The 26,790-nt window shown below is 61.2% G+C and carries 23 protein-coding genes; 11 read left to right on the top strand and 12 right to left on the bottom strand.

Annotated features, from left to right (window positions below):
- Positions 1-51 precede the first annotated feature (51 nt).
- Positions 52-2,151, bottom strand: a complete 2,100-nt coding sequence (locus H4I99_RS05185; RefSeq protein ID WP_163899753.1) for a DEAD/DEAH box helicase — start codon at positions 2,149-2,151, stop codon at positions 52-54.
- 275 nt (positions 2,152-2,426) lie between these two features.
- Between H4I99_RS05185 and H4I99_RS05180 the strand changes: the two genes are divergently transcribed.
- Both H4I99_RS05180 and H4I99_RS05175 read left to right on the top strand, forming a co-directional pair.
- Positions 2,427-3,038 carry a 3'-5' exonuclease gene (locus H4I99_RS05180; RefSeq protein WP_186663233.1) on the top strand — a complete coding sequence of 204 codons (612 nt, stop codon included), beginning with the start codon at positions 2,427-2,429 and terminating at the stop codon, positions 3,036-3,038.
- Positions 3,039-3,087: 49 nt separating this feature from the next.
- Positions 3,088-3,576 carry a CreA family protein gene (locus H4I99_RS05175; protein ID WP_163899749.1) on the top strand — a complete coding sequence of 163 codons (489 nt, stop codon included), beginning with the start codon at positions 3,088-3,090 and terminating at the stop codon, positions 3,574-3,576.
- A 489-nt stretch (positions 3,577-4,065) separates the two neighbouring features.
- Here H4I99_RS05175 and H4I99_RS05170 read toward each other — a convergent pair whose 3' ends face one another.
- Both H4I99_RS05170 and H4I99_RS05165 read right to left on the bottom strand, forming a co-directional pair.
- The gene (locus H4I99_RS05170; RefSeq protein ID WP_099058254.1) at positions 4,066-4,530 is read right to left on the bottom strand and encodes a chemotaxis protein CheW; all 465 of its coding nucleotides are present in this window, start codon (positions 4,528-4,530) and stop codon (positions 4,066-4,068) included.
- Between the two features lie 564 nt (positions 4,531-5,094).
- Positions 5,095-5,829 carry a DUF2189 domain-containing protein gene (locus tag H4I99_RS05165; protein ID WP_244624919.1) on the bottom strand — a complete coding sequence of 245 codons (735 nt, stop codon included), beginning with the start codon at positions 5,827-5,829 and terminating at the stop codon, positions 5,095-5,097.
- A 197-nt stretch (positions 5,830-6,026) separates the two neighbouring features.
- On the opposite strand from H4I99_RS05165, the gene H4I99_RS05160 reads away from it, so the two are divergent.
- The 3 genes from H4I99_RS05160 to H4I99_RS05150 all read left to right on the top strand — a co-directional run bounded on the left by H4I99_RS05160 (position 6,027) and on the right by H4I99_RS05150 (position 7,956).
- Entirely contained in the window at positions 6,027-6,185 is a 159-nt protein-coding gene (locus H4I99_RS05160; protein WP_164490785.1) for a hypothetical protein, read from the top strand.
- 159 nt (positions 6,186-6,344) lie between these two features.
- Complete coding sequence (locus H4I99_RS05155) at positions 6,345-6,944, top strand: SCO family protein (protein WP_163899745.1); 600 nt, start codon at positions 6,345-6,347, stop codon at positions 6,942-6,944.
- 121 nt (positions 6,945-7,065) lie between these two features.
- Entirely contained in the window at positions 7,066-7,956 is an 891-nt protein-coding gene (locus H4I99_RS05150) for a 50S ribosomal protein L11 methyltransferase (RefSeq protein WP_163899742.1), read from the top strand.
- Between the two features lie 206 nt (positions 7,957-8,162).
- Here H4I99_RS05150 and H4I99_RS05145 read toward each other — a convergent pair whose 3' ends face one another.
- Positions 8,163-8,336, bottom strand: a complete 174-nt coding sequence (locus tag H4I99_RS05145; protein ID WP_163899740.1) for a hypothetical protein — start codon at positions 8,334-8,336, stop codon at positions 8,163-8,165.
- A 287-nt stretch (positions 8,337-8,623) separates the two neighbouring features.
- Between H4I99_RS05145 and H4I99_RS05140 the strand changes: the two genes are divergently transcribed.
- Positions 8,624-10,465 (top strand): aminopeptidase P family protein, encoded by a 1,842-nt coding sequence (locus H4I99_RS05140; protein ID WP_163899738.1) that lies wholly within the window; start codon positions 8,624-8,626, stop codon positions 10,463-10,465.
- A 27-nt stretch (positions 10,466-10,492) separates the two neighbouring features.
- Here the strand turns inward: H4I99_RS05140 and H4I99_RS05135 are convergent, their stop codons facing one another.
- Complete coding sequence (locus H4I99_RS05135; protein ID WP_163899736.1) at positions 10,493-10,804, bottom strand: branched-chain amino acid transport AzlD family protein; 312 nt, start codon at positions 10,802-10,804, stop codon at positions 10,493-10,495.
- Positions 10,801-11,514, bottom strand: a complete 714-nt coding sequence (locus H4I99_RS05130) for an AzlC family ABC transporter permease (RefSeq protein ID WP_163899734.1) — start codon at positions 11,512-11,514, stop codon at positions 10,801-10,803. Before H4I99_RS05130 ends, H4I99_RS05135 begins: the two co-directional genes overlap by 4 nt.
- 146 nt (positions 11,515-11,660) lie before the next feature.
- Here H4I99_RS05130 and H4I99_RS05125 point away from each other — a divergent pair, with 146 nt between their 5' ends.
- A complete protein-coding gene (locus tag H4I99_RS05125; protein WP_163899732.1) occupies positions 11,661-11,909 on the top strand; it encodes a DUF2164 domain-containing protein in 249 nt (82 codons plus the stop codon).
- Positions 11,910-11,918: 9 nt separating this feature from the next.
- Here H4I99_RS05125 and H4I99_RS05120 read toward each other — a convergent pair whose 3' ends face one another.
- From H4I99_RS05120 to pncA, 4 genes are all read right to left on the bottom strand, one after another.
- Entirely contained in the window at positions 11,919-12,788 is an 870-nt protein-coding gene (locus H4I99_RS05120; RefSeq protein WP_163899731.1) for an aldose 1-epimerase family protein, read from the bottom strand.
- A 79-nt stretch (positions 12,789-12,867) separates the two neighbouring features.
- Entirely contained in the window at positions 12,868-13,695 is an 828-nt protein-coding gene (gene panB / locus H4I99_RS05115) for a 3-methyl-2-oxobutanoate hydroxymethyltransferase (RefSeq protein ID WP_163899729.1), read from the bottom strand.
- Position 13,696: 1 nt separating this feature from the next.
- Positions 13,697-14,569, bottom strand: coding sequence for a pantoate--beta-alanine ligase (gene panC / locus H4I99_RS05110; RefSeq protein ID WP_163899727.1), 873 nt, complete (start codon positions 14,567-14,569; stop codon positions 13,697-13,699).
- 85 nt (positions 14,570-14,654) lie between these two features.
- Entirely contained in the window at positions 14,655-15,281 is a 627-nt protein-coding gene (gene pncA / locus H4I99_RS05105) for a bifunctional nicotinamidase/pyrazinamidase (RefSeq protein ID WP_163899724.1), read from the bottom strand.
- A 384-nt stretch (positions 15,282-15,665) separates the two neighbouring features.
- On the opposite strand from pncA, the gene H4I99_RS05100 reads away from it, so the two are divergent.
- Positions 15,666-17,984 (top strand): glucose/quinate/shikimate family membrane-bound PQQ-dependent dehydrogenase, encoded by a 2,319-nt coding sequence (locus tag H4I99_RS05100; protein WP_163899722.1) that lies wholly within the window; start codon positions 15,666-15,668, stop codon positions 17,982-17,984.
- Between the two features lie 144 nt (positions 17,985-18,128).
- Positions 18,129-18,407, top strand: coding sequence for a DUF6074 family protein (locus H4I99_RS05095; RefSeq protein WP_163899720.1), 279 nt, complete (start codon positions 18,129-18,131; stop codon positions 18,405-18,407).
- A gap of 93 nt (positions 18,408-18,500) precedes the next feature.
- Here H4I99_RS05095 and H4I99_RS05090 read toward each other — a convergent pair whose 3' ends face one another.
- On the bottom strand, positions 18,501-20,990 hold the full coding sequence (locus H4I99_RS05090) for an ATP-dependent helicase (RefSeq protein WP_163899718.1): 2,490 nt from the start codon (positions 20,988-20,990) through the stop codon (positions 18,501-18,503).
- Between the two features lie 101 nt (positions 20,991-21,091).
- Positions 21,092-22,084 (bottom strand): adenosine deaminase, encoded by a 993-nt coding sequence (add, locus tag H4I99_RS05085; RefSeq protein ID WP_163899717.1) that lies wholly within the window; start codon positions 22,082-22,084, stop codon positions 21,092-21,094.
- Between the two features lie 294 nt (positions 22,085-22,378).
- On the opposite strand from add, the gene H4I99_RS05080 reads away from it, so the two are divergent.
- Both H4I99_RS05080 and H4I99_RS05075 read left to right on the top strand, forming a co-directional pair.
- The gene (locus H4I99_RS05080) at positions 22,379-23,578 is read left to right on the top strand and encodes an efflux RND transporter periplasmic adaptor subunit (RefSeq protein ID WP_163899715.1); all 1,200 of its coding nucleotides are present in this window, start codon (positions 22,379-22,381) and stop codon (positions 23,576-23,578) included.
- The gene (locus H4I99_RS05075; RefSeq protein WP_163899713.1) at positions 23,575-26,754 is read left to right on the top strand and encodes an efflux RND transporter permease subunit; all 3,180 of its coding nucleotides are present in this window, start codon (positions 23,575-23,577) and stop codon (positions 26,752-26,754) included. Before H4I99_RS05080 ends, H4I99_RS05075 begins: the two co-directional genes overlap by 4 nt.
- The last annotated feature ends 36 nt before the right edge of the window (positions 26,755-26,790 follow it).

Here is a 26,790-nt window from a genome sequence, read left to right as displayed (position 1 = left end):
CCGGGGCATCGGCGATGATCTGTTTCACCTGAGATGCCCCGGTTTCTGTCCTCAGCCGTTGGGACGGCCCTTCCTCTTCGGTTTGCCATCCGGGCCGCTGCCTCCGCGGTTATCAAAACCACGATCGTTGAACTTGCCACCGGGCTTGCCCGGCTTGCCTGCGCGTTCCTTGCCTGCCCAGTCGCCCTTTGCGGGCTTGTCCCAGGTCCGGTTGTCGCCTGCACCCGCTGCCTTCGGCTTCTTCGAGAACGGCTTTTTGCCAAAGTCGCGGTCGCCTTCAGGCTTGCGGGCAGGTGCATCGCCCCAGACTTCCGCGTCTGCCTTCACCATGTCGTCGTCGAAGCGGCGCTTGCCGGCGGGCTTGTCACCGTAGGGCTTTTTGTCACCATAGGGTTTCTTGTCGCCATACGGCTTCTTGTCACCGAAGCCGCGCTTTTCGCCATAGGGTTTGTTGTCGCCGAATTCGCGCTTCTCGCGGAAGGGACGCTCCTTCGGAGGGGCGTTGAAATCCGGGACGCCGTCGAGCGGCTGCACGGTGATGCCGCGGTCGATGGTCTTGTTGGGGCCGAGAGCCGCGAGGAAGTGTTCGGCGCTGCCTGCCGCGAGTTCGACGAAGGTCTCTTCCGGCTGCATCTTGATGGCGCCGATATCGACCTTGGAAATCTGGCCGTGACGGCAGAGCATGGGGATCAACCAGCGCGGCTCGGCGTTCTGACGGCGACCGACAGACAAGGAGAACCAGACGCTCGGACCGAAGTTTTCGCGCGGGCGCAGTTCGCTATGAGCAGGGCGGGCGTCGTCGCCATCCCGTTCGCGGCGCTTGCGTTCCGGGGAGACGGTGACATCGATCAGGTCTTCCGGTGCCGAGCGGCCGCTGCGATAGAGGCGGACAAAAGCGGCGGCAACCTGTTCGGCACCGTGCTTTTCGAGCAGCTCAGCGACCGCACCGCTTTCGTCTTCGGTCACCTTGTCGAGGAACAGCGGATCGCCGAGAAGGCGTTCGTCGTCGCGGCGGGTAACTTCATCGACCGACGGGGGCTTCGCCCAGTTTGCGGCAATCTTGGCGTTTTCCAGCAGGCGTTCTGCCTTGCGGCGATTGCTCATCGGAACGATCAGGGCGGACACGCCCTTGTTGCCGGCACGGCCGGTACGGCCGCTGCGGTGGAGAAGGGTTTCCGGGTTGCTCGGGAGGTCGGCATGGATGACCAGCTCGAGGCCGGGCAGGTCGATACCGCGCGCGGCGACGTCCGTCGCGATGCAGACGCGGGCGCGGCCGTCGCGCATGGCCTGGAGCGCGTGGGTGCGTTCATTCTGGCTGAGTTCGCCGGAAAGCGCCACGACCGAGAAGCCGCGATTATGCAGGCGGGACGTCAGGTGATTGACGGCGGCGCGGGTCGAGCAGAACACGATGGCGTTGCGCGCTTCGTAGTAACGCAGGACGTTGATGATCGCATTTTCCTTGTCGGAAGGCACGACCATGAGCGCACGATAGTCGATATCGACATGCTGCTTTCTTTCGCCGGCGGTGGCAATGCGTTTTGCGTCGCGCTGGTAGTTGCGGGCGAGATCGGCGATCGACTTCGGCACGGTTGCCGAGAACATCAGCGTACGGCGGTCATCCGGCGCCGATTCGAGAATGAACTCCAGATCCTCGCGGAAGCCGAGATCGAGCATCTCGTCGGCTTCGTCGAGCACGACGGCGCGGATTTCGGAGAGATCAAGCGCGTTGCGGGTGATGTGGTCGCGCAGGCGACCGGGCGTGCCGACGACAATGTGGGCACCGCGTTCGAGTGCGCGCCGCTCCGTGCGGATGTCCATGCCGCCGACGCAGGAAGCAATCGTCGCACCGGTCATTTCATAGAGCCATTCGAGCTCGCGCTTGACCTGCAGCGCCAGTTCGCGCGTTGGGGCAATGGCGAGTGCCAGCGGTGCGGAGGCGCGACCGAAGCGGATCTCGCCGTCGAGCAGGGTGGGGGCGAGAGCCAGTCCGAAGGCGACCGTCTTGCCGGAACCTGTCTGCGCCGAAACCAGGGCATCGGCGCCAGCAAGCTCGGGGTCGAGCATGGCCTGCTGCACCGGTGTCAGGGTGGCATAGCCGCGCTTCGACAATGCCTCTACGATCGGCGGCGCGATGCCGTCAAATTCTGTCATTGAACCGTCTTTCGAACCAGGTGTTGCGCATCTCGCCGGATGCTTGTCGGGCGCCCATGCGCCATCGGCCGCCAGAAGCGGTCCGTCGTTAAGCGCGTTCCTATCCGGCAAACAGGCAGATGTACAGGGGGAGAGAGGCGAAAAGGCGATAAAGATGGCGGCGGGAGGCTATGCGCGGAGCCAACGGTGACAATGGTGGACGAATGTCCAGTTTGCGCGGGGCGTCTGCAGGTTCTATGACCATCCGGGTTCAACGATTCCGGGAAATAAATCTCTTGAAAGCCATCGCCATCGATTTCGAGACCGCCAATGAGGAGCGCGGCAGCGCCTGTTCGGTCGGCCTGGCCTTCATCGAGGATGGCAAGGTGGTGCGGGTCGAGGAGCGGCTGATCCGGCCGAAGACCATGCGGTTTTCCTCGTTCAATATCGCTATTCATGGCATTCGGCCCGAGGATGTCGAAGACGCCGGGGAGTTTCCCGAGGTCATGGACGAGTTCGCCGACGATTTCGCTGACGCCATGATGATCGCGCACAATGCCGCCTTCGACTTTTCCGTCTGGCGCGCCGCGCTCGACGCCTATCGGCAGCCCTATCCAGAGCTTTCCTATGTCTGCAGCGTCAAGCTTTCTCAGCGGGCATGGCCGCAACTCGGGTCGCATAAGCTGAACGTGCTGGCGGCTCACCTCGGTCTGTCTTTTTCCCACCACAACGCGGCGGAAGACGCCCTTGTCTGTGCGCTGGCCTCCATCGCGATGGCCCGGCAGCAACGGGCGGATGGAATTCCGGAACTGGCGGCAAGTCTCGGTATCTCGCCGGGACGGCTTTATCGGGCAGGTTACGAAGCCTGTTCCGTTCGGCCCAAGGCGAAAGGCGCTTCCGTCTTGTAAGGCCGTGTGCCACGCTTATCTCAATAGCGTGACACTACCGGAGGTCTTCATGTCGCTCAGATCCAATACCCTCGCTGCAGGAATACTGTTGTTGTCGATTGCCGCGCCCGCATCTGCCGAGGTGGTCGGCAAGGTCGGCGTCGACTGGGTGGGCAACGATATCGTTGTCGAGGCGGTCACGGATCCCAAGATCAAGGGCGTGACCTGCCACGTCACCTATTTCGACCGTTCGATCATCGACCGCCTGTCCAAGGGCAACTGGTTCGAGGACCCCTCGAACAACTCGATTGCGTGCCGCCAGACCGGGCCGATCGAGGTCGGTGACATTGACCTGTCGAAGGAGGGCGAAGAGGTGTTCCGCGAGGGCATGTCGTTCATCTGGAAGCAACTGGTGGTCAACCGGATCTACGACAAGACGAATGACACGCTGATCTATCTCATTCACTCCCGTCAGGTCGTCGACGGTTCCGCCAAAATGGCAATATCGACGGTGCCGCTGTTCAATGAGCCGGTCACTTGGACCGAGGGTAAACCCTGATAACCCTTAAATTTTTGTGGGATCGGAATAATTGTGCCAAAAATGATCGATCCAAAGGCCGATTGTACCGGTTTTTTGTGAGCGCGGTCACTTCCGTTTACTTCAAGAGTTTGCGAAAGTTCTCATGGCACTGGCGGGCGGTCGTGTCACCCCATTTTCGATCGCCAACTGTTCGTGCTTGCCAGACCAGGGGGCCTGGGTCTCCTGGACTCCAGTTGAAAAAGCTGTGTTTCGGACAGTAGCCGTTCCGGAGCGCAGCTTTTTTGTTTTTAGCGCTTTGACGGCAAAATACGATTGTGCACGGTTCGTGAGCCCCGGCCACGGAACTCCTGCAATATCGTCCGGATTTTCTGCGTGGTTTCGGGCGATTATGCAGAAAAAACCGCTGATAGATCTGTAGTAGAAAATGTTAACCTATTCTTCCGAATACAGGAACGCCAAAACCCGGCAGAGCCGGGTTCCGGTTGGGAAAATTGCCGTGCGAGTGGATCAGGCAGCCTGAGCGAGCTCGTCGGCGATGACGGTGTCGAGGTTGAGGAAGCAGACCATCGACTTTTCCAAAGCCACGATGCCGCGGCAGAAAGCGCGCTGTTCTTCCGGAATAATCTCGGGCGCCGGCTGCAGGTCTTCCGCCTTGATGGTCATCATGTCGGAAACCTGCTCGACCAGCAGTCCGACCAGCTTTCCGGCGATGTCAGTGACGATGATGGCGGCGCGTTCGGAAGGCTCCGTCATCTTCATGCCGAGCCGGCAGGCCATGTCGATAACCGGGATCACGGCGCCACGCAGGTTGATGAGACCGAGCACATATGGCGGCGTGTGCGGCATCGGGGTCACTGGCGCCCAGCCGCGGATTTCGCGGATTGCCATGATGTCGATGCAGAATTCCTGATCGCCGAGATGAAAGGAGACGATTTCGAGGTAGGCCCCGGACTGTTTGATGGCATTGCTCATGGTTGGAATCCTTCCCGGTTGTCTGCTGTCCCGTTCCTGATGGAAACGGTGGCCATGTAATGGGGTGTCTGCGCGATCCTGTCGGTCAGGTTATACGCGGGCGACGGTTGCGGTGATGCGTCGGTTCCTGCCGGCGCGAAGTGGCGGGAGACGACGGTCGCGCCGCCCATCTCGTATCGGCCGGTCAAACCGGCGAATTGTTTGCGAGAGATATCGAATGCAGTTTCGACATTCCGGACGGCCGGCTGAATGCTGCCGCAGAGCCATGCGTCAGCGAATGCTGACCGACTGGCGGGCATGTCTGCCGATACGAAATTGAGCATATGCCTCCCCGAAGCCCGCCGGACACCGACGCTGAGCATCAGCGATGTCGTTCACATGCATGCGGAGAGCCGAGGAAAAAGAAACGCGTCCCGGCGGACGTGATGTCCGAATGATCTGTAACGATCATCTCGCAAACTCAAGAATTGCGAATATGCGTTAAACAACGGCTAATATTGCCGTTCGGACAGCAAATTTATGGGACGGCGACCCATGATTCTCAAGGGTTGCCGCCCATATTCGTCAGGCCTGGGCGATCGCCCGGGAATAAAGATGCCATGTCGCGTGCCCCAAAATGGGCAGCACGACAAAAAGTCCGAGGAATGCCGGCACGAGGGCAAGAATCGCCGCGGCCGCTACGATCAGGCCGAATGCGAACATGGGTACGGGGTTTTCGAATACGACCCGGATGCTGGTAATCATTGCCGTGACGAAATCGATATCGTGATCGAGCAGCAGCGGCATCGAGATGACGGTCAGGGAAAACAGAATGGTAGCAAGAAGCGCTCCGACGACAGTGCCGACCATCAGGAAGGCAATCCCTTCCGGTGTCGTGGTAAGAAGCGTGAGGAATGCGGCAAGGGTTGCCGGGATCTTGAAGCCGAGGAAAAGGGCGAGCAGCAGGCGCACCTGATAAATCCAGATCCAGAAGACGAACAGCACGGCGAATGCCATCCAGGAAAGCTGGCGCTCCCGTTGGCGGAAGACTTCAGTCAGCACGCCTTTCCAAGTGATAGGCTCTCCCTTTTCATGGCGTCGGCTGACCTCGTAAAGGCCGACTGCTACGAAAGGGCCGATCAACGGAAAGCCGATGGCGACGGGTATGATCATCCAGGGTAGATGATAGCGGATCAGCACCGTCACGATGAACAGGCCGCCGAGTGCGTAGATCCCGCCGAAGAAAAGTCCGAACTGTGGATGGCGGCGGAAGTCATTCAGACCTTCACGCAGTGCCGTCCATACGTCGTCGAGTTTCATGTGATTGATCCGCAATTTCGGTTGCGGAAATGCCTGTAAGGCCTGCTCTCCCATTCGTCCCTCCCAAGACTCCAGGTCGCCACCAGCGATCATTCTCAAAGCGTCTCAGAAAGCGATGTCCATTTCATCAACTTTCTTGAATGTGTTTCGGAAAGTTTGCACTTTCAGCTATAAGCGGGAGATATTATAAAGCGGTCATGAACCAGATCGCTTCCGTATTTCCGCGCATTGCAGTGGTTGCCGTTGTCGCGGCGGGGCTTTCGATGGCCGTTGCGCTCGCTTTTGCCGGCTGGCTTCAGCATGGCGCTGCGATCTTTCTTGCGCTGTCCGAGAACGGCTTTTCACTCTGCTTCTGATGGTCCTGCCGGGAACGCGGTCGTTGCCTCGGGGCGAGGCAAAACCGCGCGGTCTCTCTTTTTGACAGGCTGTTGATTTGCACTTCCTGCGCCGGAGGCGTATCGGCATGTTAAGAATGTGGGCGACCGCCTGGGTGGCGGGGCGCGAGGATGGAATAGATGAAGACGTTTCGGATTTTCCTCTGGGTCGGCGTATTGATCATGGCGGGTGTTCTCGGCTGGCTGACGCTTGCCGTGACACAATCAAAGACGAAGATGGCCGAGGGGCCGTTCGGCGTGCCGTTTCAGTTGACCGATCAGAGCGGCAAGCCCATCACCGAACAGGCCTTCCGCGGCAAGCCGACGGCGCTGTTCTTCGGCTTTACCCATTGCCCGGAAGTCTGCCCGACGACGCTGTTCGAACTCGACGGCTGGCTCGCCAAGGTCGATCCCGACAAGAGCAAGCTGCAGGCCTATTTCGTCTCGGTGGATCCCGAGCGTGACACGCCGGAGATTCTCGGCACCTACATCTCCAATGTGACAGACCGGGTGGTCGGCATTTCCGGCGCTCCGGACAAGGTGGCCGAGGTCGTCAAGGGCTTCCGGGTCTATGCCCGAAAGGTTCCCCTGGATGAGAAGGATCCGAACGGGGATTACACCATGGATCACACGGCCTCTGTCTTCCTGCTGGATGCGGAAGGGCGCTTCGTCGGCACCATTGCCTATGGCGAGAATCCCGATGTGGCCATAAAGAAGCTTGAAAATCTCGCCAAGGGCTGACCCTGCATCCCGGACACGACACTCTGGAAGGTTGCCATCAGCAAGGCGACGGTGTAGCGCAGACGCAAGCAGCGCGGCGTTTGCGCTTGAAACCTTTTCCAACGTCACAGGACCATCGATCGTGAGCGAAATCCGTCTTTTCGTCACCACCACGGAGCAGCATGCGAACCGTATCCTCGATCTCATGAGCTTTGCTTTCGGCGAGGAGGACTTCGCCATCGCCACGACCGAGGTGGATGAGAAGAACGACGTCTGGCAGGCTTCCGTCTACATGATGTTCGATGAGGAAGAAGAGGTGCGCGAGCGTGTCGTCGCCTTGCTTTCCGAAGAATATCCCGACCTGCCGGTCGAGCGTGAGGTGATCCCCGACATCGACTGGATCGCCAAGTCGCTAGAAGGGCTGACGCCGGTCAGGGCAGGGCGTTTCCTCGTTCACGGTTCCCATGACCGGGACAAGGTGCAGCCGAACGATGTGGCAATCGAGATCGATGCAGGGCAGGCCTTTGGCACCGGCCATCACGGAACGACGGCCGGCTGCCTGGAGGTCATCGAGGAAGTCGTGCGTTCAAGGCCTGTTGCCAATGCGCTCGATCTCGGCACCGGCAGTGGCGTGCTCGCCATCGCCGTGCGCAAGCTCTTGCCGGTGCCGGTACTGGCGACCGATATCGACCCGATCGCGGTCCGTGTCGCGCGCGAGAATGCGCGGCGCAACGGCGTCGTCGAGGGGATCGATTTCCGCGTGGCTCCCGGTTTCCATTCGACTGCATTCCGTCAGCGCGGTCCGTTCGATCTCATTATCGCGAATATCCTTGCCCGACCCCTGATGAAGATGGCGCCGCAGCTCGTGGCCAATCTGGCGCCCGGCGGTTCGGTCATTCTATCAGGCATTCTCGCGGCGCAGCGCTGGAAGGTGCTGGCGGCCTATAACGGCGCGGGTCTTGCCCATGTGCGCACCATCTGGCGCAATGGCTGGGTGACCATCCATCTGCGGCACGAAAGCCATCGCCGGTAAGCAGGTGACGCCCCACAATGCTGCGACGCAACATTGTGGTCATGGCATAGTGGGTTGAGTTCAGAAAAAGGCAAAGCAAAAGGCGGCATCTGTGATGCCGCCTTGCAGGACCGATCTTGCCGGTCCAAGTCCCGCGAGCCTTGGGAGGATCGCTCAAGCGGGAGTGCTTTCCGTCGGGAACGCGGTCAGGCCGCGCTCTCCGGATCTCAGAAGAATGCGTGCTGCCGTTCCTTGCGGCGAATCTGCTCGCGCGGGGCGTCCAGGCGCAGGAAAATGCTGTTGTTCCTGTCGCGCAGAGCGCCAGTCAGGTGGCGTTGAGCCTGGCACTCGCGGTTAGCGATGATCTGGCGGTATCCGTTCTGCAAGAGCGATCCTGCCATTGCCGTATTCCTTGTCCACTCGTTTAAGTCGTTCGATGAGCGCCATATAGATTGTGCAATGCGATAGAGACAGGTGCTTTGTCTCAAGGGTGCTATGCATTAGGTGCAAATCTTAAGTGTATCTTGGATGTTTTTGACGCGATTTTATGCATTTGTGCATTGCACCTGTTTTTCGATTCTGCGACGCGTCATTTTGGATGGCTGCCGTCTTTTGCGGTTGGAAATGGGCAGGGGCAGCGGCTCTTGCTATAAGCGATGCCACGAATCCTCAATGCAGGTAGTCTCCCATGTTTCAGTCCTTCGACGTCACCTCCACTCCGCAATATGGCCGCGAGCGCATCGAGGCGCTAAGGGCACAGTTCCCCGACCTCGGCATCGACGGGCTGCTCGTGCCTCGGGCAGATGAATATCAGGGCGAATATGTACCGACTTCGGCGGAGAGGCTTTCCTGGCTCACGGGGTTCACCGGTTCGGCCGGTCAGGTGCTGGTGACGGCGGGGCAGGCTGTGGTGTTCGTCGATGGTCGCTACACCACACAGCTTGTCCAACAGGTGGACCAGTCGGTCTTCACCGGTGGCGATCTGGTAGGGGAGCCGCCGCACCGGTGGGTGCGGACCCATACCCATACGGGCTTCCAGCTCGGCATCGATCCGTGGCTGCACACGACTGCCGAAGTGCGCCGGCTGGAAAAGGCGCTGGCAGAGAAGGACGGAGCGCTCGTCTTTCTGACGCGCAACCCCGTCGATGGCATCTGGACCGACCGGCCGGAGGAACCGCTCGGCGCCGTGACGATCCAGACCATCGCTTATGCCGGCCTGCTGGCGCGGGACAAGATCGCGAAGATTGCCATGGACCTGAAGGAGAAGGGGATCGCGGCGGTGCTGATCACCGATCCTTCCTCCGTCGCCTGGATTTTCAACATTCGCGGCGCTGACGTTCCGCACACGCCGCATCCGCTGGCGCGCGCCATCATCCATGCCGATGGCAAGGCGGAACTATTCCTCGACAAGCGCAAGACCGGCATTGAGGTCGAGGCCTATCTGGGACAGCTCTGCGAACAGATCGATCCGGAACTTCTGACCGGCAGGCTGGCGCATCTGGCGTCCAAGGGCGTGAGCATTCTCATCGACCCCGATCTCGCGCCGTTCGCGCTGGTCGAACTCATTCGCGTCCATGGTGGCAATGTCATCGAGGGAGCCGATCCCGTCAGGATACCGCGGGCGACCAAGAACAGCGTGGAACTGAATGGTTCTGCGGCCGCCCATCTGCAGGACGGCGTGGCGGTTACCGAGTTCCTGCATTGGCTGGACGGACAGCATCCGGGTACGGTCAGCGAGATTGCCGCAACGAAGGCGCTGGAGGAGGCGCGGGCGCGGGTCGGAGAGCGGATGCAGAACCCGCTCAAGGACATCTCCTTCGACACGATTTCCGGTGCCGGCGAACATGCCGCGATCATTCATTACCGGGTCACGACTGAGACGGACCGTCCGTTGAAGTCGGGCGAAATGTTCCTGATCGATTCAGGCGCGCAATACGTGAACGGCACGACGGATATCACCCGTACGATCGCCATCGGCCCGGTGCCGGATGAGCAGCGGCGGTTCTTTACCCTTGTGCTGAAGGGCATGATTGCCATCAGTACGGCGCGCTTTCCGAAAGGGACGCGCGGTTGTGACCTCGATCCGCTGGCCCGCATCGCTCTCTGGAAGGCGGGTGCGGACTTCGCCCATGGAACAGGGCATGGCGTCGGCTCCTACCTCTCGGTACATGAGGGGCCGCAGCGCATTTCGCGTCTTTCGACGCAGGAATTGCTGCCCGGCATGATCCTCTCAAACGAGCCCGGCTATTACCGCCCGGGTCATTTCGGTATCCGTATCGAGAACCTGCTCTATGTGCGCGAGGCTGAAGCCGTCGAGGGGGGCGATCAGCCGATGCTTTCCTTCGAGACGCTGACCTATGTGCCGATCGACAAATATCTTGTCGACACGGATCTCCTGGCCGACGAAGAATTGCGCTGGCTCGACGCCTACCATGAGAAGACCCGCGCCGAGCTGATGCCGCTCATCCACGACCCCAAGATCCGCGAATGGCTGGAGCGTATGACAGAACCGTTCCGGCGCGAGATCTGATCCGCTCCCCTCGATATCGGCGGCGCGTTACATCATGAACTGGCGCGCCGCCATCACGACGACCCAGCCGCCTATGAGCATCGGGATTGCCGAAAAGCGCAATCCGATCAGCAACGAAGCCGCCATCGCGACCTTGACGTCGATCCCGCCGGAGAAAAACGCCGGCGCGACGAGCGTGGTCAGCACTGCTGCGGGAACTGCGTTCAGCGCCGCCTCCAGCCGCGGTGGCATGGTCTTCAGCCGCTTCACCAGAATGTAGCCGGCGATGCGGGTGATGAAGGTGGCGACTGCGGCTGCCGCGATCAGCAGCGTCATATAGGGCGTGAGGAAAGTGCTCATCGGGCAGTCTCCTGTTTCGCAGCATCTTCGCTCTTCTTCGGCGGCAGCAGGGCGGCCAGCGCCACGCCGGCAAGGGCGCCGATGCTGACATGCCAGGGCGAGCCGATGAGCTTCTGGGCGACCACGGAAACCAGCGCGCTGACGATCACGATCGGCAGGAAGTTGTTGCGTTTGCGGAAGCCCAGAACGAGGCCCATGAAGTAGATCGGCAGCAGTACGTCGATGCCCCAGTTCGAGGGATTGCCCATCACGCTGCCGAGCAGGCCGCCAACCGCGGTCATCGCCACCCAGGGAACGTAGATCGTGATGGCAAACCCCATGTACCAGGTGAAGGTCACGGGACGGCCGGTTTCGCCTCGGGTGAGCGTTTCGGCGAATTGCGGGTCCGTGAGCAGGAAGAAGCTCATGGCCTTCTGTGACAGGGTGAAGTGGCCGACGAATGGGGCGATGGCCGCCGAATAGAGGACGTGGCGGAAATTGACGGCGAGGATCGATAACACGATCACCCATATCGGCACCGAATGACCGAATAGCTCGATGCCTACGAGCTGGCTTGCACCGGCAAAGACGCTGGCGCTCATCAGCGTCGCCTCGGCAACCGTCTGGCCATTGGCGACGGCAAGCGCCCCAAAGAGCGCCGCAAATGGCATCGTGGAGAAAAGGATCGGCATGCTGCCGCGCATGCCCTCGGTGAAGTCGCTTCGCATCATTCGTCTCTGTTGTGGCCGGCTTTTCACTGTCGCAAAAGATACTGATATACAAACCAATTCGCGTGATGGTTTATCGTGCGGAATTGATCGCGATCACTAACTCGCGCAAGTCGGCGGGGATTTCTTGAACGAAAGGAACGCGGGCCATGGCGAAACCCGATTTTTCACCCGAGCAGTTGGCCGCGCTGGTGGCGGCCGTACAAAAGCACGTCGATACGGAATACGACGTGAAGCTCGGCCGCTTCGAGGCGGAAAGCCTGATCGAGTTCATGGCGGGCACGCTCGGCGCGCTCCATTACAATCGCGGTCTGCACGATGCCCAGGCGCTGTTCGCCCGGCAGGTCGAAAGCCTCGGCGATGCGATCTACCAGCTCGAGCGCCCGGTCGGCTCCTGAAGGCCCGCGTCAGGCGGGGATTTCGACGGCAAAGGCGAAGCGGGCCTTTTCGCCCGGCGGCAATATCTTCGTGAAGGGCCGTTCCGTGATATCGTCGGATGCGCCGATGGCAGCAGCCGTGCCATGCCAGGGCTCGACGCAAAGGAAGGGCGCCCCCGGCTTGGTCCAGAGCGCAAGGTTCGGCAGGTTCTCGAAGCTGAAGTGCAGAGCTTCACCGCCAGCGACGCCATAGGTGAGGCCTGTTCCCGTTCCTTCCGGGAAGATCATCGCGTCTTCGACGAACATCTCAGGCGATACATCCAGCTTTCCCTCGACGAAGGGTGAAGGAAGGCGGTCGACACGTAGAAGTCCATCCTCAAGACGTGCCAAAGGCGGTTCCGCCCGGTTTGCGAGCAGCACCATATGCTGCTTGCCTTCTGCACCGGGTAGAGGCCACGAGAAGGCGGAGTGGAAACCTATCCCGAAGGGCATTGGTTTCTCGTCCAGATTTTCGACCTTAGCGGCAACAGTGAGCGTGTTGCCGTCGAGCGAATGGGTCAGTGTGAGGGCGAATTCGAAGGGATAAACGGCGCGCGTCGCATCCGTTGCCGTCAACCGGTGCGCACAACTCGTTTGCGTCTGGCCCATGAGCGCGAATTCGTTGCGGCGGGCAAAGCCATGCTGGGCCATATCGACATGCCGGCCGTCGATGGTCAGTTTGTTGCCCGGCGCCTTGCCGACGATCGGAAAGAGAATGGGAGAACGGCCAGACCACCAGGCGGCGTCGCCGTTCCACAGCCATGAGCGGCCATCCGACGAGACAAGCGACTGCATTTCCGCGCCAGACGAGGAAACCTCGACGGTGAGGCGATCATTGGTGATGCTGACGATTTCCGGCATGGCTGGTCCCTTCGATTCCCGTGGGCGTACAATAGGAGCGGGGGATGACAGTTTTCAATCGCGGAACAGTGCGAGGCCGTCAGCTTTTCGGACGCGGTTGGAATGTGTGCTCGGGACCGGGGAAGGCGCGGGTGCGGACTTCACCGGCATAGTCTTCGGCAGCCTTCGATATCACCTGCGCAAGTTCAGCATAGTGTTTGACGAAACGCGGCTTGAAGTCGTTAAAAAGGCCGAGCATGTCGTCGGAGACGAGGATCTGGCCGTCACAGGCCGGAGACGCGCCGATGCCGATGGTGGCAGCCGATACCGAGCCGCTGATGTCGCGGGCAAGCGGTTCGACCGTGCCTTCGATGACGATAGCAAAGGCGCCGGCCTCGTCGATGGCGCGGGCGTCGCGGCGGATCTTGTCCGCTTCCTTTTCGCTATGGCCCTTGGAGCGGTAGCCGCCCGATGTGTTGACCTGCTGCGGCATCAATCCGACATGGCCGAGCACCGGTATGCCGCGTTCGACGAGAAAGGCCACCGTCTCGGCCATTTCCGCGCCGCCTTCCAGCTTCACGCCGTCGCAGCCGGTTTCCTTCATGATACGGGCTGCCGAGCGGAAGGCCTGTTCCTTCGATTCCTGATAGGATCCAAAAGGCATGTCGATGATGACGCAGGCGCGGGAGACGCCACGCATGACGGCCTGGCCGTGGGCGATCATCATTTCCATGGTCACGCCAACGGTGGTGTCCATGCCATAGAGCACCATGCCGAGACTGTCGCCGACCAACAGGAAGTCGCAATGCGGATCAAGCAGGCGCGCCATGGGCGTCGTATAGGCGGTCAGCGATACGACGGGACAATTGCCCTTGAGGGCGAGGATGTCGGCGGGCGTGAGGCGCTTCTGGCGCGGTGGCGTGCTCATCTCAGGCGGCCTCCCTGCCTTTTGCCGAGCCGTTGCCGATGACGCGGTTGTCGAGCAGTTTCGTCTTGCCGATGCGGACGTAGAGAAGGACAAGGAAAGGGCCGTCGAGGGTCGAAAGCGGCATTAGCGTATCGGGGTGGCGCACTGCCACGACCTCCGGCGTCGCCAGAGGCTCGGCGGCGATGAAGGCGGAGAGCGCGCGCTCCATTTCGGGGGGATCACTGAGGCCGAGCGCTCGAAGTCGCGCCGCTTCCTCAAGCGCCTTCGGCACAATGACGGCCGCTTCCCGTTCCTTTTCCGAAAGGTAGACATTGCGCGACGAGCAGGCGAGGCCGTCCGCCTCGCGCACCGTCGGCACTGGCACAACCCGGACCGGCAGGGCGAGATCCTCCACCATGCGGCGGATAACGGCCACCTGCTGATAGTCCTTCTCGCCGAAATAGGCCGCATGGGGCTGGACGATGTTGAGGAGCTTGGTGACGACGGTCGCAACGCCAGCGAAATGGCCGGGGCGAGCCTCGCCCTCTAGTTCCGAGCCGAGTTTCGGGACGTCGACCATGGTTTCCATCGGCCGCGGATACATGTCCTCGACCCGTGGGGCGAATAGGAAATCGACGCCTGCTAGTTCCAGCATCATGCTGTCGCGGGGAAGATCACGAGGATATCGGTCGAGATCCTCGTTTTTGCCGAACTGTAGGGGGTTGACGAAAATCGAGACTACAGTGACGTCGTTCTCTGCGCGGGAGCGCTCGACAAGGCTCATATGGCCCTGATGTAGATACCCCATGGTCGGCACGAAGCCGATGTCGCGCGAGGCGCGTCGATGGGGGCCGAGACGCTGCCGGAGAGCGGAAATAGTGGTGACGGTCTCCATATCGGCTCCTCCCGATTGACACGACGCGCTGCACTAGCGCCGTTCCTGTGAAAAGGCAATGTGCGGAATCGGTTGGAGGGTTTTCTCAAACGATTATATCAGCGCTGCTTACGATCTCGGCGCCGCTGGCCTTCATCTCGGCGATGGCTGCCTTCACGCCATCGGGGTCGATGCCGCGAGAGCCATCCTCGATAAAGCGCACCGTGACACCAGGTAGCATGTCCAGGGCGTCCAGAACTGAAAATTTGACGCAGTAGTCCGTGGCGAGACCCATGATGTCCAGTTCGCTGACGCCATTCTCCCGAAGGTAGTCGGCGAGACCCGTCAGTGCCGAGTGGTCGTTGTCGCGAAAGGCGGAATAGCTGTCGACGGCCGGGTCCTGACCCTTGCGCTGCACGTAATCGATGGCGGATGTGTCGAGAGCGGGATGGAACTCGGCGTCGCTGGTGCCCTGTACGCAGTGATCGGGCCACATCATCTGCGGTTGGCCGGAAAGCTCGCCCATTTCGAAGGGCGCCTTGCCGGGATGCTGCGAGGCAAAGCTGCCGTGATTTGCTGGGTGCCAGTCCTGCGAGGCAACAATCAACGTGTAGCGGCCGCTCGCCATCAAGGCATTGGCTACGGGCACAACCGCGTCACCATCCGTCACTGGCAGATTCCCGCCGGGGCAGAAACCATTCTGGATGTCGATCAGCAGCAGTGCCTTGGTCATTGTCGTTCCCTTCTTTTCTATATGCGCCGCAAGATGGCAAGCAGTGACGGTGGGATCAAGGGCGCGGGTGAGTTGTCCTCCGTCTTTCACGATGCGCCGATACCGCTCTCTGGCACATATCGCGACTTTCTACTTCACTTATGGATAGTTGGATCGAGAGACGTGCTGTCACGAGGCTTTGTATCCATGGAGCAGCCGATTTTAGCCCGCATGCTCAGCCCACAGAGAGCCACAGATAACTCTTTCATTTCCGCTCGGCTTAGTGCCATTTCTGCCAATCACACATCGCTCCCGATGGAACAAAAGCTCGACTGGCGCGTTTTCGCGATGGCGAGCGTATGCCTCGCAGCGTCAGGTTTATTTTCATAACGAATTGGAAGCGACATGATCATTGTCCTCACCGCCGTACTTTTCGGCGCAATCGGGCTCGTGCTGGCCATCGGCGGCGTCGAGCTGGTCGCCTTGTCCGGCAGCCCCTTCTATCTTGCAGCCGGCATCGTCTTCATCCTTACCGCAATCCTGCTGCTCATGCGCCGCAAGGCGGCACTTTGGCTCTACGGGCTCTTCATCCTCGCCACGCTTGGCTGGGCCATTCTGGAGGTCGGCTTCGACTGGTGGCAGCTCGGGACACGGGGAGGGCTGGTCATCCTGCTCGCTTTCCTGCTGCTCCTGCCTGCCGTTCGCCGACGGCTGAGCGGTGGCGATGCGCCGCTCTGGCCGGTCGGGATTCCGGTGCTGATTGCGTTGGTCGTCGCAGGTTACTCGATCACCATTGATCCGCTGGACAAGGAGGGAACCTTGCCAACCGAGGCGGTGGTCCAGACCCCGGCCTATGGCGGTGAGGTGGCGGATGCCGAATGGCATCAGTACGGGCGTACGCCCTTCGGTCAGCGCTACTCGCCGCTGACGCAGATCACCACGGAAAACGTGAAGGACCTGAAGGTCGCATGGACCTACCAGACCGGCGACGTCAAGCAGCCGGGGGATGTCGGAGAAACCACCTATCAGGTGACGCCGCTCAAGGTTGGAAACCGGCTCTATCTCTGCACGCCGCACAACTGGGCAATCGCGCTCGATGCCGCTACGGGCAAGGAGGTCTGGAAATACGATCCGAATGTCGGGCTGAACCCCGACCGGCAGCACCAGACTTGCCGTGGTGTCACCTATTATGCCGATCCGGCTGCGACTGCCGGAACCGAATGCGCCACCCGCGTCTACCTGCCGACCTCCGACGCGCGGCTGATCGCGCTCGATGCCGAAAGCGGCAAGATATGCACGAGCTTCGCCGAAGGCGGTATCCTGCACCTCGAGACCGGCATGCCCTACAACCCCGCCGGTTATTACTACTCCACGTCGCCGCCGGCGATAGCGGATGGAAAGATCATCATTGGCGGAGCGGTGAACGACAATTATTCGACGCAGGAGCAATCCGGCGTCATCCGCGCCTATGACGTGAATACCGGCGCCTTGATCTGGAACTGGGACAGCGGAAATCCGGGACAGACCCAGCCAATCGGTCCGGGGGAGACTTATACCGCCAATTCTCCGAACAGCTGGTCGGTCTTCTCGGTCGATGAACAGCTTGGCCTCATCTACATTCCGCTCGGCAATCAGGTGCCGGACCAGATCGGTATCGGCCGCAGCGAGAATGTGGAAAAGTACTCTTCGTCCATCGTGGCACTGGACATCAAGACTGGAGCGGAGCGCTGGGTGCGCCAGACCGTCCACCACGACCTCTGGGACATGGACGTTCCTGCCCAGCCGGTGCTGCTCGACATCACGCGGCCGGACGGTACACCGGTGCCGGCGCTCGTGGGGCCGACCAAGCAGGGCGATCTCTACGTTCTCGACCGGCGAACAGGCGAGCCGATCATTCCGGTCAGCGAACAGCCGGCGCCGGGCGGTGCGGTGGAAGGCGACTTCTCCTCGCCGACGCAGCCGCTTTCCGCCTTGAGCTTCCGGCCGCCCAGGCTGGAAGAAAAGAACATGTGGGGTGTCACGCTGATCGACCAGATGGCGTGCCGCATCGCATTCCACAAGTTGAAATACGAAGGGCAGTACACACCCCCGTCCCTACAGGGAACGCTGGTTTATCCCGGCAATTTCGGCACCTTCAACTGGGGGTCGGTCGCTGTCGATCCGGAACGGCAGGTGATGTTCGGCATGCCGACCTATCTCGCCTTTACTTCGCGACTGGTGCCGCGCGCCGACGTTCCGCCGCGCGGGCAGGACGAGAAGGGGTCGGAGCAGGGCCTGAACCGCAATGACGGCGCACCCTATGGCGTCTATATGGGGCCGTTCCTCTCGCCGCTTGGCATTCCCTGCCAGGCGCCGCCATGGGGTTATGTCGCGGGTGTCGATCTCCGGACCGGCCAGATCGCCTACAAGCACCGGAACGGTACCGTCATGGACATGACGCCGCTGCCGCTGCCCTTCAAGGTCGGTGTGCCCGGCATCGGTGGGCCGATGATCACCAAGGGCGGCGTCGCGTTCCTTGGTGCGGCGGTCGACAACTACCTCAGGGCCTATGACCTGACCACGGGCCGCGAACTCTGGAAGGCAAGGCTGCCGGCGGGCGGGCAGGCGACGCCGATGACCTATGCTCTCGACGACGGCAAGCAGTATGTCGTGATGGTCGCCGGTGGCCATGGATCGGTCGGCACCAAGCCGGGCGACTATGTCATGGCCTTCACCTTGCCTTGATCCACCATTGCGGAAAATTCGAGGAGCCGTTCTCTCCGGGCGCGAATGCCCGGCGAGCGCTGTTTAACCCATCAAATCTGAGGGCGAAACCGAACGTTAACCATGTGGACCTTACATACATATCGTAACGTAAGGATGCTTCGTATGAGTGATTTCGCCGCCAACGGCCAGACTGCCCCATCCATCGCCTTCTTTCCGCTGACTGGTCGCCGCGATCTGATTCGCCGGTCTGCCGTGGAACTCGACCGGTTGAACGGCCACCATGCGGTCAAATACTGGCGCTCCGTCTGCCGCTCGCTTGGTGACGAACTGCTCGCCCTGGGATGCCCCGAAGAAGAAATGCGCGCCGAAATCATGGATTTCCAGGCGGCCGTTCAGGCCGAATTGATGTGGCTTCACCGTGGCGAAGAAGCTCGCGGCTGATACGCCGACGACATTTCCCCGAACGATGTCTTCAAAGAAAAATAGCCGCATCTCGCGGCTATTTTCGTATTCGTAATCTGAAAAACTGACCTCTCAAACCTTCTCGACGAAGCCGTCGAGTACGCGTTTTTCGCCGGCGCGATCGAAATTGATCGTCAGCTTATTGCCCTCGATTGCCGCCACGTTGCCGTTGCCGAACTTGATATGGAACACGCGGTCGCCGACCACGAATTTCGACGGCGTGTCGGCCACCGATTTTGCCACCAGTTCGCCGTCGATGGTGCGGGCGCGGGGACCGCTTTCACCGTAACCGATGCGCTCAACGGCATGGCCGGAGCGACTGCCCCAGTTATCGCGGGTGGCGTCGGTCTTGTTCTGCTGTGCCCGCTTCCAGCCCGGAGTGGAATAGCTGTTCTGGAAGGGCTCGGCCTTGTCGAAGCGCGACTGACCATAGCCGCCGCGACCGTAGCCGCCATAGGACTGTTCAGTCTGGGCGACTTCCACATGGGTGACCGGCAGCTCGTCGAGGAAGCGCGATGGCATGGTCGACTGCCAGAGGCCGTGGATGCGCCGGTTCGATACGAACCAAATGTGGCAGCGGCGCTTGGCGCGCGTGATGCCGACATAGGCGAGGCGGCGTTCTTCCTCAAGGCCGGAACGGCCACCTTCATCCAGAGCCCGCTGGTGGGGGAATAGGCCTTCCTCCCAGCCAGGCAGGAAGACGGTGTCGAATTCGAGACCCTTGGCCGAATGCAGCGTCATGATCGACACGGCATCCATGTCCTCGTTCTGCTCGGCATCCATGACCAGCGAAACGTGTTCGAGGAAGCCGCGCATCGATTCGAAGGCTTCCATCGAGCGGATGAGTTCCTTCAGGTTTTCGAGGCGACCGGGCGCTTCCGCCGACTTGTCGTTTTTCCACATGTCGGTATAGCCGGACTCTTCGAGGATCTGTTCGGCAAGCTCGGTATGTGGAGTCGTTTCAAGCAGTTCCTGCCATCTCCTGAACATCTGAATCACGTCGAAAAGCGCCTTTCGGGCCTTCGGCTTGAGTTCGTCCGTCTCGATGAGATTGCCGGCTGCGGTGAGCATCGGAATGTCGCGGGCGCGAGCGTAGTCGTGCAGGGTTCGGATCGTTGTGTCGCCAAGGCCGCGCTTCGGCGTGTTGACGATGCGCTCGAAGGCGAGGTCGTCGGCAGGCTGGCAGACGAGCCGGAAATAGGCCATGGCGTCGCGGATTTCGAGGCGTTCGTAAAAGCGCGGACCACCGACAACCCGGTAGTTCAGACCCAGTGTCACGAAGCGATCTTCGAACTCGCGCATCTGGAAGGAAGCACGGACGAGGATCGCCATGTCGTTGAGATTGTGCTTCTTGCCGTCACCATCGCCGCGCTGAAGCTGTTCGATAACCTCGCCGACGGCTCGGGCTTCCTCTTCGCTATCCCACGCGGCATGGACTACGACCTTTTCATCGTCCGGTTCCCGCCGGTCGGTGAACAGCGTCTTGCCGAGACGGCCTTCGTTGTGGGCGATCAGGTGACCGGCTGCGCCGAGAATGTGCTCGGTCGAGCGGTAGTTGCGTTCCAGCTTGATGACCTTGGCGCCGGGGAAATCCTTCTCGAAGCGCAGGATGTTATCCACCTCGGCACCGCGCCAGCCGTAGATCGACTGGTCATCGTCGCCGACGCAGCAGACGTTCTGCGGAATGCCCTGCGGGCGCTGCGCGAGCAGGCGCAGCCACATGTACTGCGCCGTGTTGGTGTCCTGATACTCATCGACGAGGATGTAGCGGAATTTCTGATGATAGTCCTTCAGTACATCCGGGTTCATGCGGAACATGCGGATCGGGTGCAGCAGCAGGTCGCCGAAATCACAGGCGTTCAGCGATTTCAGGCGGTTCTGGTAGGCCGCGTAAAGTTCGCGGCCCTTGCCGTTGGCGAAGGCGCGAGCATCGCCTTCCGGTATCTGCGAGGGGTCCAGCGCCTTGTTCTTCCAGCCGTCAATCGTGGCGGCAAACTGCTTGGCCGGCCAGCGCTTGTCGTCGATGCCTTCCGCCTGGATCAACTGCTTGATCAGGCGCACCACGTCGTCAGTGTCGAGGATGGTGAAATCGGAATTGAGGCCGACAAGCTCGGCATGGCGGCGAAGCAGCTTGACGCCGATCGAGTGGAAGGTGCCGAGCCAGGGCATGCCTTCCACGGCGCCGCCGACCAGCAGGCCGATGCGCTCCTTCATCTCGCGCGCGGCCTTGTTGGTGAAGGTTACGGCAAGGATCTGGGAGGGAAAGGCGCGGCCGGTCGCGAGGATATGGGCGATACGGGTGGTGAGCACGCGGGTCTTGCCGGTGCCGGCGCCGGCAAGCACCAGAACGGGACCGTCCGTGGTTTCTACCGCCTCGCGCTGCTCCGGATTGAGGCCGGCGAGATAATCCGGGTTGCGAGCCTGATCACGGGCGGCCATGGCGCGCGCAGCGATGCCGAGGCCGCCGGCTGCGGGGGCCGAACCGGAGGGCGCGCCGCCTGCCGGCTTGCGCGGCGCGGGCTCCTCATCGAAGAAGGGAATGTCGTCGAAACCGTTACTCATGCGGCTCAATGTAGTGATTCGGGATGGAAAGGCGAGTCAAGATGTTCCCCTTTCATTCCGACATCACTATGGCCGGCCGCCCAAGGCGTTCGTGATCCGGCCTATTCTAGATCCGCCATCAGGGCATCGATCTCCAGGCTCCACTCGCTTTTCCAGAGCTTCTTCGTCCGTTCATCCAGCCAACTTCCCTCGATGGCGTGCATGATGGTCGCGCGGATGTCTCCGGGGGAAAAACCCAGAAAATGTGCGGCCTTTCGGTATTCCGCGCCGAGATCGGTGAAGAACATCGGCGGATCGTCGCTGTTGAGCATGACCTTGAGGCCGAACTCCTTCATCCGGCGGATGGCGTGGTCGGGGCTCGTCAGATCGTGCCAGGGCGAGGTGATGGCGCTGGTCGAGGGGCAGACGGTGAAAAGGATGTCTTCGTCGCGGCAACGGGTCATCAGTTCGGGGTCGTTGACCACGTGATAGCCGTGATCGATGCGGCGAACCTTGAGCGCATCGAGCGAGCCGCGGATGAAATCTGCAGGTCCCGTCTCACCGGCATGTGCGGTCACTTTCAGGCCGGCCGAACGAGCCCGTTCGAAAAGAGCGGCATAGGGTTCCGGCGGAAAGGGCGCCTCATTGAAGTCCAGACCGATGCCAACCAGCTTGTCATCGCCCCGAGCGAGGATCATGTCGAGGAACTCTTCGCCCGCCTCGGGGCCGAGTTCGCGGTTGATCCCCGGTGCACACACGCTGACGATGCCGAAATCCGCTTCCGCCTCCGTCATGCCGGCCGTGATGCCATCCATCTGGGTATCGAAACCGACGCCATGGGGGAAGTGGACCTGCGGGGAGAAGAAGAACTCCACGTAGCGGGCGTTATGGGCGGCGCAGTTTTCCAGCATCTCGTAGGTGATACGCCGGTAATCATCCGCTGAAACTACGCTGTCGGAAACGGCAGTATAGATCGCCAGGAAATCCTTGAGGTTATCGTAGTGATAGAGTTCCTCGACCTTTTTGAACGGCGGCAACATCACGCCATTTCGGGCGGCGAGATCGACCGCTGTCTGGGGGCGAATGGATCCCTCAAGGTGAAGATGCAGTTCCATTTTCGGTATGCGGGCAAGAAAATCATCCAATGAAAGCATTTTGACGACCCGGTTACACAATGGCGATGGCTGCCGCCGATAATGTCGGCGTATTCGTGAAGTTTTGCCGCAGTGCAGCAATTGTCAAGGACGTGAGGTACGCCCTGCGGATGACATTTTGGTAATGTACCGTTTCTTGACTTGCCGAAGCGGGCCGGCGGCGAAATATTGCGGCGCAAGCTGGCCCCGTAGGGCACGGTAATTTCACGACAGCGCTGACGAAACTGGCTGTCGGCATCAAGACTGGAGTCCCGGATGGCGTTTTGGAAGCAGTTGCTGCTCAGTGTTGTAGCGATCGCAGTCTGTGTCCTGGGGTGGATATGGCTGGTGCCCGGTGCCGGCGCGATATTGGCGCGGGCGGGCGTGCCCCAGTCTGTCATCGCGATGATTGGCCCCGGCGAGGCATCGAAAGCCACCGAGGGTAAGGGCGGCGGTAACGGCGGCGGGCAGGGCGGTAATCGCAATGGCAACGCCGCGCCATCCGTCGTTGTGCAGAACGTGAAGGTAGGGCTCGTCAACGACAGGCTTTCTGCGATCGGCACGGGCGATGCTATCCAATCGGTAACCGTCATGCCACAAGTGGCTGGAACCCTTCTTGAGATCCATGTGAAGTCTGGTGACAAGGTCACCAAGGGGCAGGTCATCGCGCGCCTGGAGAACGAGGAACAGCGTATCGCCCGCGATCAGGCGCAGGTGGCGCTCAAGAGCGCGACGGAAAAATCGCAGCTCTACACCAACCTCAAATCCGCGGTGTCGCGGATCGATGCATTCGACGCGGACATTGCGCTGGAAACGGCGAAGCTCGCGCTCGCTGCAGCCGAGCTTGAACTGAAGCGCCGCGATATCGTGGCGCCGATCGATGGCATTGCCGGGATCGTGACCGTCAATCCCGGCGATAACGTCACGACGTCAACAGCGATTGCAACAGTGGACGACCGCTCCGAACTGCTGGTCGATTACTGGGTGCCCGAGCGTTTCGCCCCAATCGTCAAGGTCGGGCAGCCGGTGAATGCAACGGCGGTGGCGCGACCGGGCAACGTATATGACGGCAGCGTCGAGGCGGTGGACAATCGTATCGACGAGGCCAGCCGCACATTGCGCGTGAGAGCGCGTATTGGCAACGATAATGACGATCTCAGGGCCGGCATGGCGTTCACGGTTTCCATGACCTTTGCGGGCGAGCGTTATCCCGCCGTCGATCCGTTGTCCGTTCAGTGGGATAGCCAAGGTTCCTTCGTCTGGCGAGTTACGGACAGTAAAGCCGAGCGGGTTCCCGTGCGGATCGTGCAACGGAATCCCGATGCCGTATTGGTGGAAGCCGCGCTTGCCGATGGCGATCGGGTGGTTACAGAAGGCGTCCAGCGCGTCAGGGTCGGGCGTATGGTGCAGATCGTAGGTGACGAAGCCGGTGCCTCGAAACCCGAGAACGGCGAAAAACCGGTGGCGAGCCGATGAGCGAAACGACGAACGAGACGACGGGCGTGCCTGAGGCTGGGAAGCTGGCGGGCGAGCGTGAACCCAAGGTCGCGCCGGACGTACAGGCCGGATTCACCGCGCTCTTCATCCGCAGGCCGATCTTCGCCGCCGTTCTCAATGCCCTGATGGTCGTCGCCGGTCTTGCTGCCTTTTACGGTATCGAAGTGCGTGAACTGCCGGATGTGGATCGGCCCGTCATTACGGTCAGAACCACGTTTGACGGTGCTTCTCCGCAGACCGTCGATCAGCAGGTGACGACCGTGATCGAAGGAGCCGTGGCGCGTGTCGCTGGCTTGAAGGCGCTTTCGTCCGCATCCTCGTTCGGCAACAGCCGCGTGACGCTGGAATTCACCGATACCACCGACCTGAATGTTGCCGCCAGCGACGTGCGGGACGCCATCGCGCGCGTGACCTACAGCCTGCCTGATGACGCCGACGAGCCGCGCATCGTCAAGGCGGACTCGGATTCCGATCCGATCATGCGGCTTGCCGTCACCTCCGACCGGATGAACATCGAGGATCTGACCCTTCTGGTCGACAACGAGATTTCCGACCGGCTGGCTTCGGTCGAGGGCGTTGCCGATATCGAGCTTTACGGCGAGCAGGAGAAGATCTTCCGCGTGGATGTCGACCAGTCGGCGCTTGCGAGCCGCGGGCTGACCATTGCTTCGCTGGCAAGCGCGCTGTCCGATATCGCCTTCGACGTTCCGGCCGGTTCGATCACCAGTTCGACGCAGGATATCGTCGTGCGCGCGACCGCGGACCTTCGAACGCCACAGGATTTCGCCAATCTGATTGTTCAGGACAAGGTACGGCTCGGCGACGTCGCGACCATCACCTTCGGCCCGGACCTGCGCAGCACCGCGCTTCGTTCGAACGGCAAGGCCGGCATCGGCCTCGGGGTGATCCGGCAGGCGAAATCGAACACACTCAGCATTTCGAACGGGATCAAGAAGGCCGTCGAGGTGATGCAGAAGGATCTGCCGGAGGGCACCCAGATCCGCGTTACCAGCGATGATGCGGTGTTCATCCGCGGATCCATCGATGAGGTGGTGAATGCGCTGGTGCTCGCCGCCGTGATCGTCATCGGTATCATCTATCTCTTCCTGCGCGACTGGAGGGCGACCCTCATTCCGGCGATCACCATGCCGGTGTCGCTGATCGGGACGCTGGCGGCCGTGTATCTCGTCGGGTTCTCGATCAATATCCTGACGCTACTGGCGATCGTCCTGGCGACGGGTCTCGTGGTCGACGACGCCATCGTGGTTCTGGAAAACATCGTGCGACGGCGGGCGCAGGGCATGGGGCCGAGGGCGGCCGCGGTGCTCGGCACGCGGGAGGTGTTCTTTGCCGTCATCGCCACGACTGCGACGCTTGCCGCGGTCTTCGTGCCGCTCTCCTTCCTGCCGGGGCAGGTGGGTGGCCTGTTCCGCGAATTCGGTTTCGTGCTCGCCTTCTCGGTGACGTTATCGGCCATCGTGGCGCTTACGCTTTGTCCCATGCTTGCCTCGCGCATGCTGACCTCGCATGCCATCGATCACGGCAAGGGATTGCTTGGGCGCTTCGGCGATGCGTTTTCGGCTTTTTACCGGGGTGCGCTGCGAGCTTGCCTCAATGCGCCGATGGTGGTGTTCGTGGTGGCGGTGATCTTTTCCGGTGCGGCATTTAGTGCTTTTTCCCTGATTACCAACGAGCTTACGCCCCGCGAAGACCGTTCGACGGTGACGTTGCGCGTGACTGCCCCGCAGGGTGTCAGCCTCGATTACATGCAGGACCAGATGCGCCGGATCGAGGAGGCGCTGAAGCCGCTCCGCGACGATGGCGAGATCGCCAACCTGTTCTCGATTTCGGGCTTCGGCAGCAATACTAACAGCGGCTTCATGGTGCTGACGCTTGCGCCATGGGGCGAGCGGGAGCGCAGCCAGGACACCATCGTGCGCGACATCAACAAGGCGACCGCGGGCATTCCCGGTGTCAACGCCTTTGCCCAGCAGCCGAACAGCCTGAGAATTCGCGGCGGCGGCAGCGGTCTGCAATTCGCGCTTGTCGGTTCGAACCACGAGCAGCTGACGGCGGCGGCGATCAAGGTGGTTGCCGCGCTGGAGGCCGACGGCAGCTTCGACAATCCGCGCCTGACCAACGACATCAGCCAGGCCCAGCTCGGCGTGAGCATCGACCGCGAGCGCGCCGCAGACCTCGGTATCAACATCACCGGGCTCGCCCAGGCGCTGCAATCGATGCTCGACGGCCGTTCGATCGGGGATGTCTATATCGACGGCGAATCCTATCCGGTAAAACTCGCCTCGACCACGCGGCCGATCGACGATCCGACCGACCTCGAAAACATCTTCCTCAAGACTGGCGACGGCAAGATCGTGCCGATGTCCGTCATCGCGAAGCTGCAGGAAAAGGCCGTTGCGCCGAGCCTCCAGCGGGAACAGCAGCTTGCCGCAGTGCAGATCACGGCAGGTCTCGGACCGGGGCTTTCGCTGGGATCGGCGCTTGAAAAGGCGCAGACCATTGCGGGACCTCTGCTGCCGCCCGGCGCGCGCATCCTGCCGTTGGCGGAGGCTGCGACCCTCAGCGAGAACACTGGCGGCATGGGCATCACCTTCGGCTTTGCCATCGTCATCATCTTCCTGGTACTGGCCGCGCAGTTCGAAAGCGTGCTGTCATCGGTGATCATCATGTCGACGGTGCCGCTGGGGCTTGCCTGCGCCGTTTTCGCCCTGCTGTTCACCGGCACCAGCCTCAACGTTTATAGTCAGATCGGTCTCGTGATGCTGGTCGGCATCATGGCGAAAAACGGCATCCTGATCGTGGAATTCGCAAACCAGTTGCGTGACCGAGGGCAGGATGTGCGCGAGGCGATCGAGAATGCCGCCAACATGCGCCTGCGGCCGGTGATGATGACGATGATCGCCACCATTCTCGGCGGCGTGCCGCTGGTCTTGGCCCATGGCGCGGGCGCGGAAGCTCGTATTGCGCTCGGCTGGGTCATTGTCGGTGGTCTGGGTCTTGCAACGGTGGTGACGTTGTTCGTGACGCCAGTTGCCTATCTGGCGCTTGCCCGCTTCGCCAAGCCGCATGCGCATGAAGAGGAGCGGTTGCAGCGGGAAATGGCCTTTGCCGCTTCGGTCGAGGCGGGCGAGTGATATCGCCGTCAGGGTGCGGCAAGTGCCTCGCAGGAT

It is taken from the genome of Paenirhizobium daejeonense, from assembly GCF_014280875.1.
In the GTDB taxonomy this organism is placed as follows: domain Bacteria; phylum Pseudomonadota; class Alphaproteobacteria; order Rhizobiales; family Rhizobiaceae; genus Allorhizobium; species Allorhizobium daejeonense.
Note: the sequence above shows the minus strand (reverse complement) of the source record. Positions and strands in the feature narration are given on the sequence as shown.

What these genes read in the sequence shown, in the direction of transcription:
- add (WP_163899717.1), bottom strand. Translation starts at nt 22,084, where the DNA reads ATGGAACTGCATCTTCACCTTGAGGGATCCATTCGCCCCCAGACAGCG.
- H4I99_RS05090 (WP_163899718.1), bottom strand. Translation starts at nt 20,990, where the DNA reads ATGAGTAACGGTTTCGACGACATTCCCTTCTTCGATGAGGAGCCCGCG.
- H4I99_RS05175 (WP_163899749.1), top strand. Translation starts at nt 3,088, where the DNA reads ATGTCGCTCAGATCCAATACCCTCGCTGCAGGAATACTGTTGTTGTCG.
- H4I99_RS05170 (WP_099058254.1), bottom strand. Translation starts at nt 4,530, where the DNA reads ATGAGCAATGCCATCAAACAGTCCGGGGCCTACCTCGAAATCGTCTCC.
- H4I99_RS05145 (WP_163899740.1), bottom strand. Translation starts at nt 8,336, where the DNA reads ATGGCAGGATCGCTCTTGCAGAACGGATACCGCCAGATCATCGCTAAC.
- H4I99_RS05135 (WP_163899736.1), bottom strand. Translation starts at nt 10,804, where the DNA reads ATGAGCACTTTCCTCACGCCCTATATGACGCTGCTGATCGCGGCAGCC.
- H4I99_RS05185 (WP_163899753.1), bottom strand. Translation starts at nt 2,151, where the DNA reads ATGACAGAATTTGACGGCATCGCGCCGCCGATCGTAGAGGCATTGTCG.
- H4I99_RS05120 (WP_163899731.1), bottom strand. Translation starts at nt 12,788, where the DNA reads ATGCCGGAAATCGTCAGCATCACCAATGATCGCCTCACCGTCGAGGTT.
- H4I99_RS05100 (WP_163899722.1), top strand. Translation starts at nt 15,666, where the DNA reads ATGATCATTGTCCTCACCGCCGTACTTTTCGGCGCAATCGGGCTCGTG.
- H4I99_RS05075 (WP_163899713.1), top strand. Translation starts at nt 23,575, where the DNA reads ATGAGCGAAACGACGAACGAGACGACGGGCGTGCCTGAGGCTGGGAAG.
- panC (WP_163899727.1), bottom strand. Translation starts at nt 14,569, where the DNA reads ATGGAGACCGTCACCACTATTTCCGCTCTCCGGCAGCGTCTCGGCCCC.
- H4I99_RS05080 (WP_163899715.1), top strand. Translation starts at nt 22,379, where the DNA reads ATGGCGTTTTGGAAGCAGTTGCTGCTCAGTGTTGTAGCGATCGCAGTC.
- H4I99_RS05125 (WP_163899732.1), top strand. Translation starts at nt 11,661, where the DNA reads ATGGCGAAACCCGATTTTTCACCCGAGCAGTTGGCCGCGCTGGTGGCG.
- H4I99_RS05095 (WP_163899720.1), top strand. Translation starts at nt 18,129, where the DNA reads ATGAGTGATTTCGCCGCCAACGGCCAGACTGCCCCATCCATCGCCTTC.
- H4I99_RS05165 (WP_244624919.1), bottom strand. Translation starts at nt 5,829, where the DNA reads ATGAAACTCGACGACGTATGGACGGCACTGCGTGAAGGTCTGAATGAC.
- H4I99_RS05155 (WP_163899745.1), top strand. Translation starts at nt 6,345, where the DNA reads ATGAAGACGTTTCGGATTTTCCTCTGGGTCGGCGTATTGATCATGGCG.
- H4I99_RS05160 (WP_164490785.1), top strand. Translation starts at nt 6,027, where the DNA reads ATGAACCAGATCGCTTCCGTATTTCCGCGCATTGCAGTGGTTGCCGTT.
- pncA (WP_163899724.1), bottom strand. Translation starts at nt 15,281, where the DNA reads ATGACCAAGGCACTGCTGCTGATCGACATCCAGAATGGTTTCTGCCCC.
- H4I99_RS05130 (WP_163899734.1), bottom strand. Translation starts at nt 11,514, where the DNA reads ATGATGCGAAGCGACTTCACCGAGGGCATGCGCGGCAGCATGCCGATC.
- panB (WP_163899729.1), bottom strand. Translation starts at nt 13,695, where the DNA reads ATGAGCACGCCACCGCGCCAGAAGCGCCTCACGCCCGCCGACATCCTC.
- H4I99_RS05140 (WP_163899738.1), top strand. Translation starts at nt 8,624, where the DNA reads ATGTTTCAGTCCTTCGACGTCACCTCCACTCCGCAATATGGCCGCGAG.